Below are 16,247 nucleotides of genomic sequence, written 5' to 3'. Positions count from 1 at the left end.
TCAGGCGCCCTGGGCAGCGCCGTCCATGTCGAACACCCGGGCATGCAGCACCGTGCGGTTGCGCAGGGCGGCGCGCACCGCCCGGTGCAGCCCGTCCTCCAGGTAGACGTTCCCGCGCCATCTGACCGCGTGCGGGAACAGGTCGCCGTAGAACGTCGAGTCCTCGGACAGCAGCCGGTCCAGCGCGAGCACGGTGGTGGTCATGACGAGTTCGTCGAGCCGGATCTGCCTCGGCGGGATCTGGGCCCACTGCCGGTGGGACAGCCCGTGGTCAGGGTAGGGCCTGCCATCGCGAACCCCTTTGAAGATCATCGACGCGCCTTTGCTGCCCGTTGCCCCCGCATACTGTTGTCTCGTTCGTGAGGGTAGCCTGCCCGCGCCGCGCGCGCCGTGTCTCTGCCGGCCCTGTCTGCGATGCTGTATCCCGCGGTCCCAGTAAAATGAATACGGCCAGTTACATGTCTTCTTCAGGTGGTGATCTATGGGCAGCGCCGACGACCGTCGTTTCGAGGTTCTCCGTGCCATCGTCGCCGACTTCGTCGCCACGAAGGAGCCGATCGGATCCAAGGCTCTGGTCGAGCGGCACAACCTCGGTGTGTCGAGTGCGACCGTGCGCAACGACATGGCGGTGCTGGAGGCCGAGGGCTACATCGCACAGCCGCACACCAGCTCAGGGCGGGTGCCGACCGAGAAGGGCTACCGCGAGTTCGTCGACCGGCTTCAGGAGGTCAAGCCGATGTCGGGCGCCGAGCGGCGCGCGATCCTGACCTTCCTGGAGTCCGGGGTCGACCTCGACGACGTACTCAGGCGCGCGGTGCGGCTTCTCGCGCAGCTGACCCGTCAGGTCGCGGTCGTCCAGTACCCGACCCTGACCACCTCGTCCGTCCGCCGCCTCGAAGTGGTGGCGCTGACCCCGGCGCGGCTGCTGCTGGTGGTGATCACCGACACCGGGCGCGTCGATCAGCGCATCGTCGAACTCGGCGACCCGATCGACGACGCCCAGCTGGCGCAGCTGCGTGACCTGCTGGGCCAGGCGCTGGAAGGTAAACCGCTGTCGGCGGCCTCGGTGGCGGTGTCGGACCTGGCGTCGCACCTCAACGGGCAGGGCAGTCTGGCCAATGCGGTCGGCAGATCGGCGACGGTGCTGGTCGAGACGCTGGTCGAGCACACCGAGGAGCGCTTGCTGCTGGGCGGCACCGCGAACCTGACCCGCAACACCGCGGACTTCGGCGGGTCGCTGCGCTCGGTGCTCGAAGCGCTGGAGGAACAGGTGGTGGTGCTGCGGCTGCTGGCGAAACAGCAGGAGGCGGGCAAGGTCACCGTGCGGATCGGTCACGAGACCGAGGCCGAGGAGATGGCGGGCACCTCGGTGATCAGCACCGCGTACGGCAGTTCGGGCAAAGTCTTCGGCGGCATGGGTGTGTTGGGGCCCACACGGATGGACTATCCGGGAACCATCGCGAACGTCGCCGCAGTTGCTCTCTATATTGGCGAAGTCTTAGGAAACCGCTGACCGCGTTCCCCGCAGGGGTTTGAGCGGATCGGTCGGGTGGGAAAGGTTGAGCGTGGCACGCGACTATTACGGGCTGCTCGGAGTGAGCAAGGGCGCGAGTGATTCGGAGATCAAGCGCGCGTACCGAAAGCTCGCCCGCGAACTACATCCGGACGTCAATCCGGACGAGGGCGCCCAGGCGCGCTTCCAGGAGATCAGCGCCGCCTACGAGGTGCTCAGCGATCCCGAGAAGCGGCGCATCGTCGACCTCGGCGGCGACCCGCTGGAGTCCGCGGCGGCCGCAGGCGGCGGCTTCTCCGGGTTCGGCGGTCTCGGCGACGTCTTCGAGGCCTTCTTCGGTGGCGGCGGCGCCTCACGCGGCCCGGTGGGACGCGTGCGGCCCGGCTCGGACTCGCTGCTGCGGATGCGACTCGATCTCGAGGAATGCGCCACGGGCGTCACCAAGCAGGTCACCGTCGACACGGCGATCCTGTGCGATCTGTGCCACGGCAAGGGCACGCACGGCGACTCCTCACCGGTCACCTGCGACACGTGCGGCGGCCGCGGCGAGATCCAGACCGTGCAGCGGTCCCTGCTCGGACAGGTGATGACCTCGCGGCCGTGCCCGGTCTGCGGCGGCGTCGGCGAGGTCATCCCGAACCCGTGCAACCGGTGCTCCGGCGACGGCCGGGTGCGGGCCCGCCGCGAGATCAGTGTGAAGATCCCGGCCGGTGTCGGCGACGGTATGCGGGTGCGGCTGGCCGCCCAGGGGGAGGTCGGGCCCGGCGGCGGGCCTGGCCGGTGACCTCTACGTCGAGGTGCACGAGAAGCCGCACCCGGTGTTCGTCCGTGACGGCGACGATCTGCACTGCACGGTGTCGGTCCCGATGGTCGACGCCGCGCTCGGCACGACAGTGACCGTCGACGCGATCCTGGACGGGCCGACCGAGATCACCATCGCCGCCGGTACCCAGCCCGGCTCGGTGACCACGCTGCGCGGGCACGGCATGCCGCACCTGCGCTCCGGGGTGCGCGGAGATCTGCACGCCCACATCGACGTCGTGGTGCCGTCGCGGCTCGACCACGAGGACATCGAGTTGCTCCGCGCGTTCAAGGAGCGCACCAAGGGCACCGCCGAGGTGCGCTCGGCGCAGAACGGCAACGCGTCCGCGCACGGGGGCGGGCTGTTCTCGCGCCTGCGCGAGACGTTCACCGGCCGCTAGCCCGGACGCTGCCGTCCCGATGCGCTCGCTGTTCTACGTCGACGCCGTGCCGGGCACAGGTGAGTCGGCCGTCGTCGACGGCGAGGAGGGCCACCACGCGGCCACCGTGTGCCGGACCCGGGCGGGGGAGGAACTCGACCTCGCCGACGGTGCCGGGACGATCGCCCACTGTGTCGTCGAGGACGTCGCGAAGGGCCGGCTCAGCGCCCGGGTCCTGGACCGCCGCGTCCTCGCGCCGCCGGCACCGTCGGTGACCGTGGTGCAGGCGCTGCCCAAATCCGACCGCTCCGAACTCGCGATCGACCTGGCCACCGAGGCCGGCGCGGACGCGTTCGTGGCCTGGCAGGCGTCGCGCTGCGTGGCGCGCTGGGACGGTGCGGCCAAGGTGGACAAGGGTTTGCGGCGATGGCGCGCGGTGGCGCGCTCGGCGGCGCGGCAGTCGCGGCGCCCCTACATCCCGACCGTCGACGGGCTGGTGTCCACCCGCGACCTGGTCGCCACGACACGGTCCGCGCCGGCGGGCACGGTGCTGGTGCTGCACGAGTCGGCCACCCGGCCCTTCGCCGAAACGGTTGTGCCGCAGGCAGAGTCTCTGACCCTGATCGTCGGGCCCGAAGGCGGCGTCGCCGACGAGGAGCTGGCCGCGCTGGTGGACGCCGGGGCCGTCGCCGTGCGGCTGGGACCGACCGTGCTGCGCACGTCGACGGCCGCCGCGGTCGCGCTGGGGGCACTGGGAGTACTCACCCCGCGCTGGTCGTAGAAACCCCCGGGGGGTAGTTTCCCACGGGACATTTAGATAGGTTAGCCTTCCCTCTGACCGTAAAGGCCCGAGGCTGCGCCGATCTCTCGAAGGACTCCCGATTCTCACCCGTCTGACGCGAGCGTGGATACCGCTCCTCTTGGTGATCGTGCTCGTCGTCGGGGGTTTCGCGGTGTGGCGGATCCGCGGCATCTTCGGCTCCCATCAACTGCCGACCTACGCGGGGAACATGTCCGAGGATTCCAACAAGTCGGACCCGAAGGTCGTGCGCTACGAGATCTTCGGCGAGCCCGGCGCCACCGCCGACATCAATTACATCGACGCCGAAGGGGACCCGAACCAGGTCGTCGGCGCCGCGCTGCCGTGGTCGATCGAAGTGGAGTCGAACTCCCCGGCGATGGTCGGAAACGTGGTGGCCCAGGGTGACGGCGACTTCCTCGGCTGCCGCATCCTGGCCGACGACGTCGTCAAGGACGAACGCACCGCCCACAACGTCACCGCCTACGTCTACTGCTTCACCAAGTCCGCATGACCCGGTCCCCGAACAGGTCCCTGCAGGACCCGACGACCCTGGCCCGGTGGATCCGCCGGCTGGCCGTGCCGATCATCCTCGGCTGGGTGCTGCTGGTCGCGGCGCTGAACCTGCTGGTGCCGCAGTTGGAAGTGGTGGCCGCCCAGAACGCCGTGTCGATGAGCCCCAGCGATGCGCCGGCGATGCGGGCGATGTCCGACATGGGCCGGCTCTTCGGCGAATCCGACTCCGACTCCGTCGCGATGGTGGTCCTCGAAGGCGAGGAACCGCTCGGCGACGACGCGCACGCCTACTACGACGGGCTCATCGAGAAACTCGAAGCCGCACCCGAGCACGTCCGCAACATCCAGGACATGTGGGGCGACCCGCTGACCGAGGCCGCCGCGCAGAGCTCCGACGGGCGCGCCGCCTACGTCGCGCTGAACCTGGCCGGGAACATGGGCGAGACGAAGTCCAACGAGTCGGTCGCCGCCGTCCGCGACATCGTCGCCAACTCGCCCCCGCCACCCGGGGTGCAGGTACACGTCACCGGTCCCGCGGCACTGACCGCCGACGTCAACATCGCCGGCGAGAGCAGCATGGCGTTGATCCTGCTGGTCACCTTCGCCGTGATCATCGTGCTGCTGCTGTTCTTCTACCGGTCGGTCACCACGGTCGTGCTGCTGCTGATCATGGTCGGCGTCCAGATGTCGATCGCCCGCGGTGTGGTGGCCGCGCTGGGCCACTTCCAGGTCATCGGGCTGTCGACGTTCGCGGTGAACCTGCTGATCTCACTGGCCGTCGCGGCAGGCACCGACTACGCGATCTTCCTTGTCGGCCGCTACCAGGAGGCCCGCGCGTCCGGGGCCGACCACGAAGCCGCCTACTACGAGATGTTCCACGGCACAGCGCATGTGGTGCTGGGCTCCGGCCTGACCATCGCCGGGGCGATGTACTGCCTGTCGTTCACCCGGATGCCGTACTTCCAGAGCATGGGCGTGCCGTGCGCGGTCGGCATCCTCGCCGGGGTCGCCGTGGCGCTGACGCTGGGGCCCGCGATCGTCGCCGTCGGCAGCCGTTTCGGCCTGCTGGAGCCCAAGCGCGCCATGCGGATCCGGGCCTGGCGCCGGGTCGGCGCCACCGTCGTGCGCTGGCCCGGACCGATCCTGGTCGCATCGCTGGCGCTGGCACTGATCGGGCTCGCCGCGCTGCCGGGCTACCAGACCAGCTACGACGACACCCGCTACATCCCGGAGTCCATCCCGGCCAACGCCGGCCTGCAGGCCGCCACCGAGTACTTCTCGCTGTCGCGGATGAGCCCGGAGGTGCTCATCGTCGAGACCGACCGCGACCTGCGCAACTCGTCGGACTTCCTGATCCTGGACCGGTTGGCCAAGCGGGTCTTCAACGTCGAAGGCGTGGCCCGGGTGCAGGCGCCGAGCCGCCCCGACGGCGCGCCGATCGCGCACACCTCGATCCCGTTCCTGATCAGCATGCAGGGCGTCGGCCAGCAGCAGAACATGAAGCTGATGAAGGACCGCATCGCCGACATGCGGACCCAGGCCGACGACATCGGCGAGACCATCGCGACGATGAAGAAGATGTACGGGCTGATGACGAAGTTCTCCGGCATCACCACCGTGATGATCGACGACATGACCGACATGCGCGACACCGTCCACCTGTTGCGCGACATGGTCGCCGATTTCGACGACCAGTTCCGGCCGATCCGCAACTACTTCTACTGGGAACCGCACTGCTACAACATCCCGCTGTGCTGGTCGTTCCGGTCGCTGTTCGACTCGATGGACGGCATCGGCACGATGACCGACACCTTCGACAAGGCCGTGGTCAACATGGACGAGATGAAGGCGCTGCTGCCCGAGATGCTCGCGACGTTCCCGCCGATGATCGAGACCATGGAGAGCATGCGTCAGATGATGCTGTCCACCTACGCCACCATGGGCGGCTTCTACGACCAGATGGACGAGCTGACCCGCGACTCCACCGAGATGGGCAAGGCGTTCGACGCGGCGAAGAACGACGACTCGTTCTACCTGCCGCCCGAGGTGTTCGAGAACGAGGACTTCAAGCGGGCGATGGAGAGCTTCTTCTCGCCCGACGGCAAGACCGTGCGGATGCTGATCGCCCACCGCGGCAACCCGACCACCGAAGAGGCGCTGCAGCGCGTCGAACCGATCAAGATCGCGGCGATCGAGGCGCTCAAAGGCACCCCACTGGAGAACGCCACGATCCAGCTCGGCGGCACCGCCGCGACGTTCAAGGACATGTCCGACGGATCCCGCTACGACCTGCTCATCGCGGTGATCTCGGCGATGTGCCTGGTGCTGATGATCATGCTGGTGCTCACCCGCAGCCTGGTCGCCGCGCTGGTGATCGTCGGCACCGTGACGCTGTCGCTGGGCGCGTCGTTCGGCATCTCGATCCTGATCTGGCAGCACATCGTCGGCATCGAACTGCACTGGATGGTGCTGGCGCTGTCGATCATCGCGCTGATCGCGGTCGGCTCCGACTACAACCTGCTGCTGGTGTCCCGGTTCAAGGAGGAGATCCCGGCCGGGATCAAGACCGGAATGATCCGGGCGATCGGCGGCACCGGCAGCGTCGTGACCGTGGCCGGGGTGGTGTTCGCGCTGACCATGGCGTCGATGGTGGTCAGCGACCTGCGGGTGATGGCGCAGGTCGGCACGACGATCGGGCTGGGGCTGCTGTTCGACACGTTCGTGGTGCGCGCGTTCATGATGCCCGCGATCGCGACGCTGCTCGGGCGCTGGTTCTGGTGGCCGCTGGTGGTGCGGTCCCGACCGCTGCCCGCGCCTCCGCGGCCCTGACCTTGGGCGCTCGCGGGGGGCGGCGCTAAACTGGGGTTTCCCGTTCACGACCCAGGAAGCAGGCAGAAAACCTCACGTGGCGCCCCGCGAGAACGCAAGCTCGGCCGCATCAGCAGCATCTTCTGGCACGTCGGTCCGCAGCACCATCACAGTTCCGCCCGAATACGTCATGGGCCTCCTGGGATCCTCCGACGAGAATCTGCGCGAGCTCGAAGATCTGCTCACCGCCGACATCCACGCCCGCGGCAACGAGATCACCCTTTCCGGTGACCCCGCCGACGTGGCACTGGCCGAACGGGCCATCTCCGAGCTGGTCGAGGTCGTCGGCAGCGGTCAGCGGTTGACCCCTGACGCCGTGCGGCGCGGGGTGGCGATGCTGACCGGGGCCGGTGACGAGTCGCCGGCCGACGTCCTGACACTGGACATCCTGTCCCGCCGGGGCAAGACGATCCGGCCCAAGACGCTGAACCAGAAGCGCTACGTCGACGCGATCGACGCGAAGACGATCGTGTTCGGCATCGGCCCGGCCGGCACCGGCAAGACGTATCTGGCGATGGCCAAGGCGGTCAGCGCGCTGCAGACCAAGCAGGTCAGCCGGATCATCCTGACCCGCCCCGCGGTGGAGGCCGGCGAACGCCTCGGCTTCCTGCCCGGCACGCTCAGCGAGAAGATCGACCCCTACCTGCGTCCGCTCTACGACGCGCTGCACGACATGATGGATCCCGAGCTGATCCCGAAGCTGATGACCGCAGGCGTGATCGAGGTCGCGCCGCTGGGCTACATGCGCGGACGCACGCTCAACGATGCGTTCATCATCCTCGACGAGGCGCAGAACACCACCGCGGAGCAGATGAAGATGTTCCTGACGCGGCTCGGTTTCGGCTCGAAGATCGTGGTGACCGGCGATGCCACGCAGGTCGACCTGCCCAACGGGTCGGGCTCGGGACTGCGTGCGGCGATGCGCATCCTCGACGGCATCGACGACATCCACTTCGCCGAGCTGACCAGCGCCGACGTGGTGCGTCACCGGCTGGTGTCCGAGATCGTGGACGCCTACGAACGGGCCGAGGTGAAGCTCGGCGATTCGACCACGAACCGGGCGCAGCGCCGCTCGTCCGGCTCCGGACGTCCACGGCGGTAACGGCTTCATGAGCATCGAGGTATCCAACGAGTCCGGGTTCGACGTCTCCGAAGAGGAACTGATCAGCGTCGCGCGGTTCGTCATCCGCAAGATGGACGTCAACCCTGCGGCCGAGCTGTCGATGATGCTGCTCGACACCGCGGCGATGGCCGACCTGCACATGCGGTGGATGGACCTGCCCGGCCCCACCGACGTGATGAGCTTCCCGATGGACGAGCTGGAGCCCGGCGGGCGCCCGGACGCGCCCGAACCGGGACCGTCGATGCTCGGCGACATCGTGCTGTGCCCGGAGTTCGCCGCCAAGCAGGCCGCCGACGCCGGCCACACGCTGGGTCAGGAACTGGCCCTGCTCACCGTGCACGGTGTGCTGCACCTGCTGGGCTACGACCACGCCGAACCCGACGAGGAGAAAGAGATGTTCGCCCTGCAGCGCGAACTCCTCGAAGGGTGGGTCGCCGAGCAGGTCGAGGCCTACCACCAGGACCGGCAGACCGAGAAGGACCGCCGGCTGGTGGACAGGTTGCGACATTTCGACGAGTTGCACCACGGCGACGAACTGACCCCCGGCGACACTCCGTGACCCCGATCGGCCAGCTGCTCACCGCCATCGTTCTGATCTTCTTCGGTGGGTTGTTCGCCGCCATCGACGCGGCGCTGAGCACCGTGTCGATGGCCCGGGTCGAGGAACTCGTGCGCGACGAGCGCCCCGGCGCCGTGCGCCTGGCCCGGGTGATGGTCGAGCGCCCCCGCTACATCAACCTCATCGTGTTGCTGCGCATCACCTGCGAGGTGACCGCCACGGTGCTGCTGGCCGCGTTCCTCGACGGCGGGCTCGGCGTCACGTGGGGGTTGGCCGCCGCGGCCGCCATCATGGCCGTCGTCAGCTTCGTGTTCGTCGGCGTCGGGCCGCGGACCCTGGGCAGGCAGAACGCCTACAGCATCGCGTTGGTGACCGCGCTTCCGCTGCAAGCGATCTCGGTGCTGCTGCTCCCGGTCAGCCGGCTGCTGGTGTTGATCGGTAATGCGCTGACACCCGGGCGCGGTTTCCGCAACGGCCCGTTCGCGTCCGAGATCGAACTGCGCGAGGTCGTCGACCTGGCCCAGCAGCGCGGTGTGGTGGCCGACGACGAACGCCGGATGATCCAGTCGGTGTTCGAACTCGGCGACACCCCTGCGCGCGAGGTGATGGTCCCGCGCACCGAGATGGTGTGGATCGAGCACGACAAGACCGCAGGCCAGGCCACATCCCTCGCGGTGCGCAGCGGCCACTCCCGCATCCCGGTGATCGGCGAGAACGTCGACGACGTCATCGGTGTGGTGTATCTGAAGGACCTGGTGCAGCGCACCTACTACTCCACCGACCGGGGCCGTGACACCCCGGTCAAGGACGTGATGCGCGCCGCGGCGTTCGTGCCGGACTCCAAGCCGCTGGACGCGCTGCTGCGCGACATGCAGCGCGACCGGGTCCACATGGTCCTGCTGGTCGACGAATACGGCGCGATCGCCGGGCTCGTCACGATCGAGGACGTGCTGGAGGAGATCGTCGGCGAGATCGCCGACGAGTACGACACCGACGAGGTGGCACCGGTCGAGGACCTCGGTGACCATCAGTACCGGGTCTCCGCACGGCTGTCGATCGAAGACCTCGGCGAGCTCTACGACAAAGACTTCGACGAGGACCTCGACGTCGACACCGTGGGCGGGCTGGTCGCGCTGGAGCTCGGCCGCGTGCCGCTGCCCGGCGCCGAGGTGACCTGGGACGGCCTGCGATTGCGCGCCGAGGGCGGGCCGGACCCGCGTGGCCGGGTCCGGATCGGCACCGTGCTGGTCAGCCCCGTCGAACCGCCGGAGAACGTGGAAGGACAGGAATGAGCGCGCTCGATCCCGAGGACACCAAGCTGGTGGTGCTGGCCCGAGGTGCGATGGGCCGTGCCGAGGCCGGCGCCGGGGCCGCGGTCCGAGACACCGACGGGCGCACCTACGCGGGCGCACCGGTGGAGCTGGCCGCGCTCACGCTGACCGCACTGCAGGCGGCCGTCGCGGCCGCGGTGTCCAGCGGCGCGACCGGGCTGGAAGCCGCTGTGCTGGTGGGTGGTTCGGCCGACGACGCCGGAGTGGCCGCGGTGCGCGAACTCTCGCCCGGGGCCGCCGTCATCGTGACCGACCGCGCAGGTGCCCCGCTGTGACCGATGACGTCGAATTCCGTTCCGGTTTCGTCTGTTTCGTCGGCAGGCCGAACACCGGCAAGTCCACGCTGACCAACGCGCTGGTCGGCACGAAGGTGGCGATCACCTCGAACCGGCCGCAGACCACCCGGCACACGATCCGCGGCATCGTGCATCGCGACGAGTTCCAGATCGTGCTCGTCGACACCCCCGGACTGCACCGGCCCCGCACCCTGCTCGGGCAGCGGCTCAACGACCTGGTCAAGGGCACCTACTCCGAGGTCGACGTGATCGGGTTGTGCATCCCGGCCGACGAGAAGATCGGCCCGGGGGACCGCTGGATCTACGAGCAGATCCGGGCCGTCGCGCCGCGGACCACGCTGGTGGTGGTCGTCACCAAGATCGACAAGGTGTCCAAGGACCGGGTCGGCGAACAGCTGCTGGCCGTCAGCGAACTGGTCGGCCCGGACACCGAGATCGTGCCTGTCTCAGCCACTTCGGGCACCCAGCTGGATGTGCTGACTTCGGTGCTGGCTGCCAAGCTGCCGCCGGGGCCGGCGTTCTACCCCGACGGTGAACTCACCGACGAACCCGAAGAAGTGCTGATGGCCGAACTGATCCGGGAGGCCGCGCTCGAAGGGGTGCGCGACGAGCTGCCGCACTCGCTGGCGGTGGTGATCGACGAGGTCGAGCTCAGGCCGGACCGCCCGGAAGACGACCCGCTGATGGACGTGCACGCCATCCTCTACGTCGAACGTGACTCGCAGAAGGGCATCGTCATCGGCAAGGGCGGGGCCCGGCTGCGTGAGGTCGGGACGGCCGCGCGCACCCAGATCGAGAAACTGCTGGGCACCAAGGTCTATCTGGATCTGCGCGTCAAGATCGCCAAGAACTGGCAGCGCGACCCGAAACAGCTTGGCCGGCTGGGCTTCTAGGCCGCGTTAGCCGGGCTGGCCGTACACCGCGACCACCACGGTGCGGTCCAGGCTGTTCTCCGACCACACGCCGATCTGGGTGTTGGCGCAGTTGCTCATGATCGCCATGTAGTCGGGACGGTGGTACCACTGGTTGAGGATCTCGATGCCGCTGATCGCCAGCGCCGGGTTGATCGCGACCGTCTCGGCGACGGTGCCCACGAAGCCGGCCCGATTCGCGCGGTCCTGCACCGTGGACCCGTCGGAGCCGATGTCGCCGTTCAGCGCCCGGTTGCGCAGGACGTCGTTGGCGTGCCACTGCGCGGCCAGCTGCAACTGCGGGTTGACCTTGATTTCGGTGTCGCAGTCGTTGTGCTGCTGGATCGTGTAGACGTTCACCGCGACGCTCTCGTTGAGGCGCCGGTTGTCCGCCTGGGCTGCGGGCGTGCCTGCCACCGCCGCACCCAACACGACGACGGCGGGCAGGGCGCGCACGACATGGCTGATCACAGCCCGCAGATTACGCGACCTGATTGTCGACCGGTTCCGGAGTCGCCGGCCGCGGGACTTCGGCAGGCTCCGCCGGGGGCCGGGGCGTCCACCAGTCCTCGGGCTGGTGCGCCGCCCACCCGTTGAACGCCTCCAGCGCCGCGGCCAGTGACACCAGCAGCGGCTCGCTGTCGGCCGGGCCCATCAGCTGCACCCCGATCGGCAGGCCGTCGGAGGTGAAGCCGGCCGGGATGTTGATCGACGGCCAGCCCAGCAGGTTCCACGGCCACGTCACCGGGCACGCCTTGATCATCGTGCGGTCGGTGGCCAGTCCGCCGAGATTGTCGAACGCGTGCACCTTCGGGGGCGGCAGCGCGGTGGTCGGGGCCAGCACGACGTCGGCGAGATTGAACACCCAGCCGATGCGCTGCCTGCTCCGCTCCTCCCGCGCGCGGGCCTTGCGCAACACGTTCTGCGACAGCAGCCGACCCATCCGGGCGTTGGCCCGGGTGCGGTCGTCCCATCGCACCCCGTAACCCATCCGGTCCATCCACTCGGGGATCCCGGATGTCGAGCGGGCCAGGAAGTTCCACGACATCCGCAGGTTGTAGTCGGGGTCGGCGTCCACGATGGTGTGGCCGAGCTGGGTCAGCTGGTCGGCCACCGCGTCCACGGCCGCGCGGATCTCCGGGTGCAGCGTCGCGCGGAACCCGGTGAACGGGAACTTCGTGGACTTCGCGATGCGCAGCGGACCGGGCGCCCGGGAGATGTAGTCGGACACCCGTACCGGCGCCGGGGTGTGCAGATCGCCGGGAGCGTTGCCCGACGCCGCGTCGAGTAGTAGCGCCGCGTCGGACACGGTGCGGGCGAGCACACCGTTGACGGTGATGCCGTTGAACGCCTCCGGGAGAGGCGAGGTCGAGATGCGTCCGCGTTGCGGCTTGATCCCGACCAGATGGGTCCACGCCGCCGGGATGCGGACGCTGCCGGCCCCGTCGGAGCCGATCGCGGCGGCGACCAGCCCGGCGGCCACGGCCGCGGCGCTGCCGCCCGAGGAACCCCCGGGCGTGTGCTCGGGCGACCACGGGTTGCGGGTGTGCCCGAATGCGGGCCCGCTGGTGAACGGCCACTGACCGAGCTCGCAGGTGTTGGTCTTGCCGACGATCACGGCTCCGGCGGCGCGCAGCCGGCGCACCACCTCGGCATCGGCATCGGCGACCCGGACGTCGCCGTCGGCGCCGAACCGGGTGGGCACGCCGGCGACGTCGACGTCGTCCTTGACCGCGATCGGGATGCCCAGCAGCGGGTACCGGCACGGGTCGGCGCCCGCCGCGCGCTTGCGGTCGGCCTCGGCGGCGTCGGCCAGCGCCTGCTCGGCGAGCACCACCCGGAACGCGTTCAGGGTCGGCTGGCTCGCCTCGATGGCCGCCAGCGACCGGGTCACCAGGTCGACGGACGTGGCGGTACCCGCGGCGAGCTGGAACAACTGGTTGCCCACCGTGGGAAATCGGGTGTGACGCCGGGAGAGGGATGAACTGCGGGAAGAAGTGGTGTCGGCCATCACGTACGAGAGTATCGGCGCTGCGAACCGAAAATCGTCACCCGGCAGTGGGAGACTGGGCTGATGCGTCTGTACCGGGATCGGGCTGTGGTGCTCCGGCAGCACAAGCTCGGCGAAGCCGACCGGATCGTGAGTCTGCTGACTCGCGATCACGGTCTGGTGCGGGCGGTGGCCAAAGGGGTGCGGCGCACCCGCAGCAAGTTCGGCGCACGGCTGGAACCGTTCGCGCACATCGACGTTCAGCTGCACCCGGGGCGCAACCTGGACATCGTCACCCAGGTTCAGGCCATCGACGCGTTCGCCTCGGACATCGTCAGCGACTACGGCCGCTACACCTGTGCCTGCGCGATGCTGGAGACCGCGGAGCGGATCGCGGGGGAGGAGCGCGCCCCGGTGCCTGCGCTGCACCGGCTCACCGTGGCCGCACTGCGCGCGGTGGCCGACGCCGCCCGTCCCCGTGAACTCGTCCTCGACGCCTATCTGCTGCGCGCGATGGGGGTTGCGGGATGGGCGCCGGCGCTGACCGAGTGCGCGCGGTGCGCGGCCCCCGGCCCGCACCGGGCGTTCCACGTCGGGGCGGGCGGAAGCGTGTGTGTGCACTGCAGGCCGTCCGGCTCGGTGACCCCGCCGCAGGGGGTGCTGGACCTGATGGCCGCCCTGTACGAGGGCGACTGGGAGCACGCTCAGCTGTCCACCTCGGCGCACCGCAGCCAGGCCAGCGGGCTGGTGGCCGCGCATCTGCAATGGCACCTGGAACGCCAGCTGCGGACGTTGCCACTCGTGGAGCGCAGGGCAGAGCGGATGGTTGCCGGAGGCATCAGGCAGGATGTTGCGCATGGCAATGGAACGGACCGGGCGGCGGAAGGGTCAGCCCGGTTACCCGCAGCTGCCCCCGGCGCCTGACGACTACCCGACCTTCCCGGACAAGTCGACCTGGCCCGTCGTCTTCCCTGAACTTCCGCCGCGGACCAACGGCAAGTTCTCCCGGCCGCCGCAGCACACCTCGAAAGAGGCTGCGCCGAAGATCCCGGCCGGTCAGGTGCCCAACCACGTCGCCGTCGTGATGGACGGCAACGGCCGCTGGGCCACCCAGCGCGGCCTCGGCCGCACCGAGGGCCACAAGATGGGCGAGGCGGTGCTCATCGACATCACCTGCGGGGCCATCGAGATCGGCATCAAACACCTCACCGTGTACGCGTTCTCCACCGAGAACTGGAAGCGCAGCACCGAGGAGGTGCGCTTCCTGATGGGGTTCAACCGGGAGGTGGTGCGCCGGCGCCGGGAGAACCTCAACGAGATGGGCGTGCGGATGCGCTGGGTCGGTTCGCGGCCCCGCATGTGGAGCAGCGTCATCAAGGAATTCGACATCGCCGAGCAGATGACCGTCGACAACGACGTCATCACGATCAACTACTGCGTCAACTACGGCGGCCGCACCGAGATCGTCGAGGCGGCACGTGAACTGGCCCAGGAGGCCGTCGACGGCAAGATCAAGCCGAACCGCATCAGCGAGGCGCAGTTCGCCAAGCACCTGCACCGCGCCGACATTCCTGACGTCGACCTGTTCATCCGGACCTCAGGTGAGCAGCGGGCCAGCAACTTCCTGCTGTGGCAGGCGGCCTATGCCGAGTACGTGTTCCAGGACAAGCTGTGGCCGGACTACGACCGCCGCGACCTGTGGGCGGCGTGCGAGGAGTACGTGAGCCGCAACAGGCGCTTCGGCAGGGCCGAATGATGTACTGCAGCGGCAGGGCCGAATGATGGAACTGTCCGATCGTCTGGCGGTGGTGCTGGCCGAGATCCTGCCGGTGACCCGGGAGGACGACGGCGCGCTGACCGTGCAGCACGACCAGACGTTCGCCTCGCTGCGGGTGGTCACCATCGCCGAGGACCTCGACCTGGTGTCGCTGACGCAGGTGCTCGCCTGGGATCTGTTGCTGGACAAGAATCTTCGCGCCAAGGTCGCCCAACATGCCCACGACACGCTGCTGGGCACGGTGTCACTGGTCGAGAAGACCGGTGCGGCCGGGGGGAACTCCAAGAAGGTCGGCGACGTGCTGTTGCGGTACAACTTCCCGGCGGCCGGGCTGACCGACGACGCGCTGCGGACCCTGGTCTTGATGGTGTTGTCCACCGGGAGCGACGTGCGGCGGGCCCTGACCGGTTAAGGTCGCCGAATGCGCATCCTGCTCATCGTCGTGGGCGTGCTGGTCGCGCTGGTCGGCACGTTGTTCGCGTTCCAGGGCTTCGGCGCGGTGCAGGGCAGCCCCATGAGCGGCACCACCACGTGGTCGGTCCTCGGGCCGCTGATCGCGATCGCCGGCGTGCTGATCGCCGTTGCGGGTTGGCGTCGCGGCAGGAAGCGCTAACCGCCGGCCGTGCAGCCGGTGCAGATGCCGAAGATCTCGATGGTGTGGCTGACGTCGGAGAAGCCGTGTTCGTGCGCGACGTCGGCGGCCCACGCCTCGACCTGACCGCCCTGGATCTCCACGGTGCAGCCGCAGGCGCGGCAGACCAGGTGATGGTGATGGTGTTCGGAACAGCGCCGGTACACCGATTCGCCGGTGTCGGTGCGCAGGGTGTCGACCATCCCGGCGGCGGCCATCTGCTGCAGCGTGCGGTACACCGTCGTCAGGCCGATGCCTTCACCGCGGCGGCGCAGTTCGTCGTGCAGTTCCTGGGCGGACCGGAAGTCGTCGATGTTCTCCAGCAGTGCGGAGATGGCGGCGCGCTGGCGGGTCGAGCGGACCGCGCCGGTCATCGGGGTTCCTCGGTGGCGTGGGTGACCGCGGCGACCACGATCTCGGCGAGGTGACTGTCGACCAGGCGGTACAGCACCTCCCGGCCCGAGCGTGCGCCCTCCACCACGCCCGCGGACTTCAGGATGCGCAGGTGCTGGCTGACCAGCGGCTGGGGCACGTCGAGGGCGTCGACGAGCTCGTGGACGCAGCGCGCCTCCTCGCGCAGCTGCAGCACGATCGCGATCCGCACCGGGGCGGCCAGTGCCCGCAGCAGGTCCCCGGCGGTGTCGAGAACCGCGCGCTGCGGAAGCTCGGCGGGCGGGGTTCCTGCATGGTTGTGGATCTCCGGCGAACCCGCTGTACTGGAAATCGTTTTCATTAGGTGTCACGATACATGC

The 16,247-nt window shown here is 69.1% G+C and carries 18 protein-coding genes and 1 pseudogene; 14 read left to right on the top strand and 5 right to left on the bottom strand.

The features are described 5' to 3' along the window. Complete coding sequence (locus C6A87_RS17770) at nt 1–312, bottom strand: type II toxin-antitoxin system VapB family antitoxin (protein ID WP_311113493.1); 312 nt, start codon at nt 310–312, stop codon at nt 1–3. 169 nt (nt 313–481) lie between these two features. Between C6A87_RS17770 and hrcA the strand changes: the two genes are divergently transcribed. The 10 genes and pseudogenes from hrcA to era all read left to right on the top strand — a co-directional run bounded on the left by hrcA (nt 482) and on the right by era (nt 11,079). Beyond that, entirely contained in the window at nt 482–1,513 is a 1,032-nt protein-coding gene (gene hrcA, locus C6A87_RS17765) for a heat-inducible transcriptional repressor HrcA (protein WP_311113492.1), read from the top strand. A gap of 52 nt (nt 1,514–1,565) precedes the next feature. Then, nucleotides 1,566–2,715 (top strand): annotated as a pseudogene (dnaJ, locus tag C6A87_RS17760) (molecular chaperone DnaJ). Between the two features lie 19 nt (nt 2,716–2,734). Further along, nucleotides 2,735–3,475, top strand: a complete 741-nt coding sequence (locus C6A87_RS17755) for a 16S rRNA (uracil(1498)-N(3))-methyltransferase (RefSeq protein WP_311113491.1) — start codon at nt 2,735–2,737, stop codon at nt 3,473–3,475. Between the two features lie 112 nt (nt 3,476–3,587). Beyond that, the gene (locus C6A87_RS17750) at nt 3,588–4,007 is read left to right on the top strand and encodes an MmpS family transport accessory protein (protein ID WP_311117977.1); all 420 of its coding nucleotides are present in this window, start codon (nt 3,588–3,590) and stop codon (nt 4,005–4,007) included. After that, nucleotides 4,004–6,838: an RND family transporter gene (locus C6A87_RS17745; protein WP_311113490.1), complete on the top strand. Its 2,835-nt coding sequence runs from the start codon at nt 4,004–4,006 to the stop codon at nt 6,836–6,838. The genes C6A87_RS17750 and C6A87_RS17745 overlap by 4 nt, the downstream gene beginning before the upstream one ends. 76 nt (nt 6,839–6,914) lie before the next feature. Further along, on the top strand, nt 6,915–7,979 hold the full coding sequence (locus tag C6A87_RS17740; protein ID WP_311113489.1) for a PhoH family protein: 1,065 nt from the start codon (nt 6,915–6,917) through the stop codon (nt 7,977–7,979). Nucleotides 7,980–7,986: 7 nt separating this feature from the next. Continuing rightward, the gene (ybeY, locus tag C6A87_RS17735; protein WP_311113488.1) at nt 7,987–8,559 is read left to right on the top strand and encodes an rRNA maturation RNase YbeY; all 573 of its coding nucleotides are present in this window, start codon (nt 7,987–7,989) and stop codon (nt 8,557–8,559) included. Further along, on the top strand, nt 8,556–9,851 hold the full coding sequence (locus tag C6A87_RS17730; RefSeq protein WP_311113487.1) for a hemolysin family protein: 1,296 nt from the start codon (nt 8,556–8,558) through the stop codon (nt 9,849–9,851). The genes ybeY and C6A87_RS17730 overlap by 4 nt, the downstream gene beginning before the upstream one ends. Further along, on the top strand, nt 9,848–10,165 hold the full coding sequence (locus tag C6A87_RS17725) for a cytidine deaminase (RefSeq protein ID WP_311113486.1): 318 nt from the start codon (nt 9,848–9,850) through the stop codon (nt 10,163–10,165). The genes C6A87_RS17730 and C6A87_RS17725 overlap by 4 nt, the downstream gene beginning before the upstream one ends. Continuing rightward, the gene (gene era / locus C6A87_RS17720) at nt 10,162–11,079 is read left to right on the top strand and encodes a GTPase Era (RefSeq protein ID WP_311113485.1); all 918 of its coding nucleotides are present in this window, start codon (nt 10,162–10,164) and stop codon (nt 11,077–11,079) included. The genes C6A87_RS17725 and era overlap by 4 nt, the downstream gene beginning before the upstream one ends. A 6-nt stretch (nt 11,080–11,085) precedes the next feature. On the opposite strand, the gene C6A87_RS17715 is transcribed toward era, so the two are convergent. Together C6A87_RS17715 and C6A87_RS17710 are read right to left on the bottom strand one after the other, a co-directional pair. Then, entirely contained in the window at nt 11,086–11,568 is a 483-nt protein-coding gene (locus C6A87_RS17715; protein ID WP_311113484.1) for a CAP domain-containing protein, read from the bottom strand. A 10-nt stretch (nt 11,569–11,578) separates the two neighbouring features. Further along, complete coding sequence (locus C6A87_RS17710) at nt 11,579–13,108, bottom strand: amidase (RefSeq protein WP_311113483.1); 1,530 nt, start codon at nt 13,106–13,108, stop codon at nt 11,579–11,581. Between the two features lie 63 nt (nt 13,109–13,171). On the opposite strand from C6A87_RS17710, the gene recO reads away from it, so the two are divergent. From recO to C6A87_RS17690, 4 genes are read left to right on the top strand one after another with little or no spacing between them, the layout of a single operon-like run. Then, nucleotides 13,172–14,011 carry a DNA repair protein RecO gene (gene recO, locus C6A87_RS17705; RefSeq protein ID WP_311113482.1) on the top strand — a complete coding sequence of 280 codons (840 nt, stop codon included), beginning with the start codon at nt 13,172–13,174 and terminating at the stop codon, nt 14,009–14,011. Next, on the top strand, nt 13,950–14,843 hold the full coding sequence (locus C6A87_RS17700) for a decaprenyl diphosphate synthase (protein ID WP_311117976.1): 894 nt from the start codon (nt 13,950–13,952) through the stop codon (nt 14,841–14,843). Before recO ends, C6A87_RS17700 begins: the two co-directional genes overlap by 62 nt. 25 nt (nt 14,844–14,868) lie before the next feature. Beyond that, entirely contained in the window at nt 14,869–15,276 is a 408-nt protein-coding gene (locus tag C6A87_RS17695) for a hypothetical protein (protein ID WP_311113481.1), read from the top strand. A gap of 9 nt (nt 15,277–15,285) precedes the next feature. Further along, the gene (locus tag C6A87_RS17690) at nt 15,286–15,477 is read left to right on the top strand and encodes a hypothetical protein (protein WP_311113480.1); all 192 of its coding nucleotides are present in this window, start codon (nt 15,286–15,288) and stop codon (nt 15,475–15,477) included. Here C6A87_RS17690 and C6A87_RS17685 read toward each other — a convergent pair. Further along, a complete protein-coding gene (locus tag C6A87_RS17685) occupies nt 15,474–15,869 on the bottom strand; it encodes a Fur family transcriptional regulator (RefSeq protein ID WP_311113479.1) in 396 nt (131 codons plus the stop codon). The genes C6A87_RS17690 and C6A87_RS17685 overlap by 4 nt on opposite strands. Continuing rightward, nucleotides 15,866–16,228, bottom strand: a complete 363-nt coding sequence (locus C6A87_RS17680) for a metalloregulator ArsR/SmtB family transcription factor (RefSeq protein WP_311113478.1) — start codon at nt 16,226–16,228, stop codon at nt 15,866–15,868. Before C6A87_RS17680 ends, C6A87_RS17685 begins: the two co-directional genes overlap by 4 nt. Nucleotides 16,229–16,247: the final 19 nt, after the last annotated feature.

Origin of the sequence: Mycobacterium sp. ITM-2016-00317, assembly GCF_002968295.1 — a bacterium.
Taxonomy (GTDB): domain Bacteria; phylum Actinomycetota; class Actinomycetes; order Mycobacteriales; family Mycobacteriaceae; genus Mycobacterium.
This window is presented reverse-complemented; position numbering and strand designations above follow the sequence as displayed.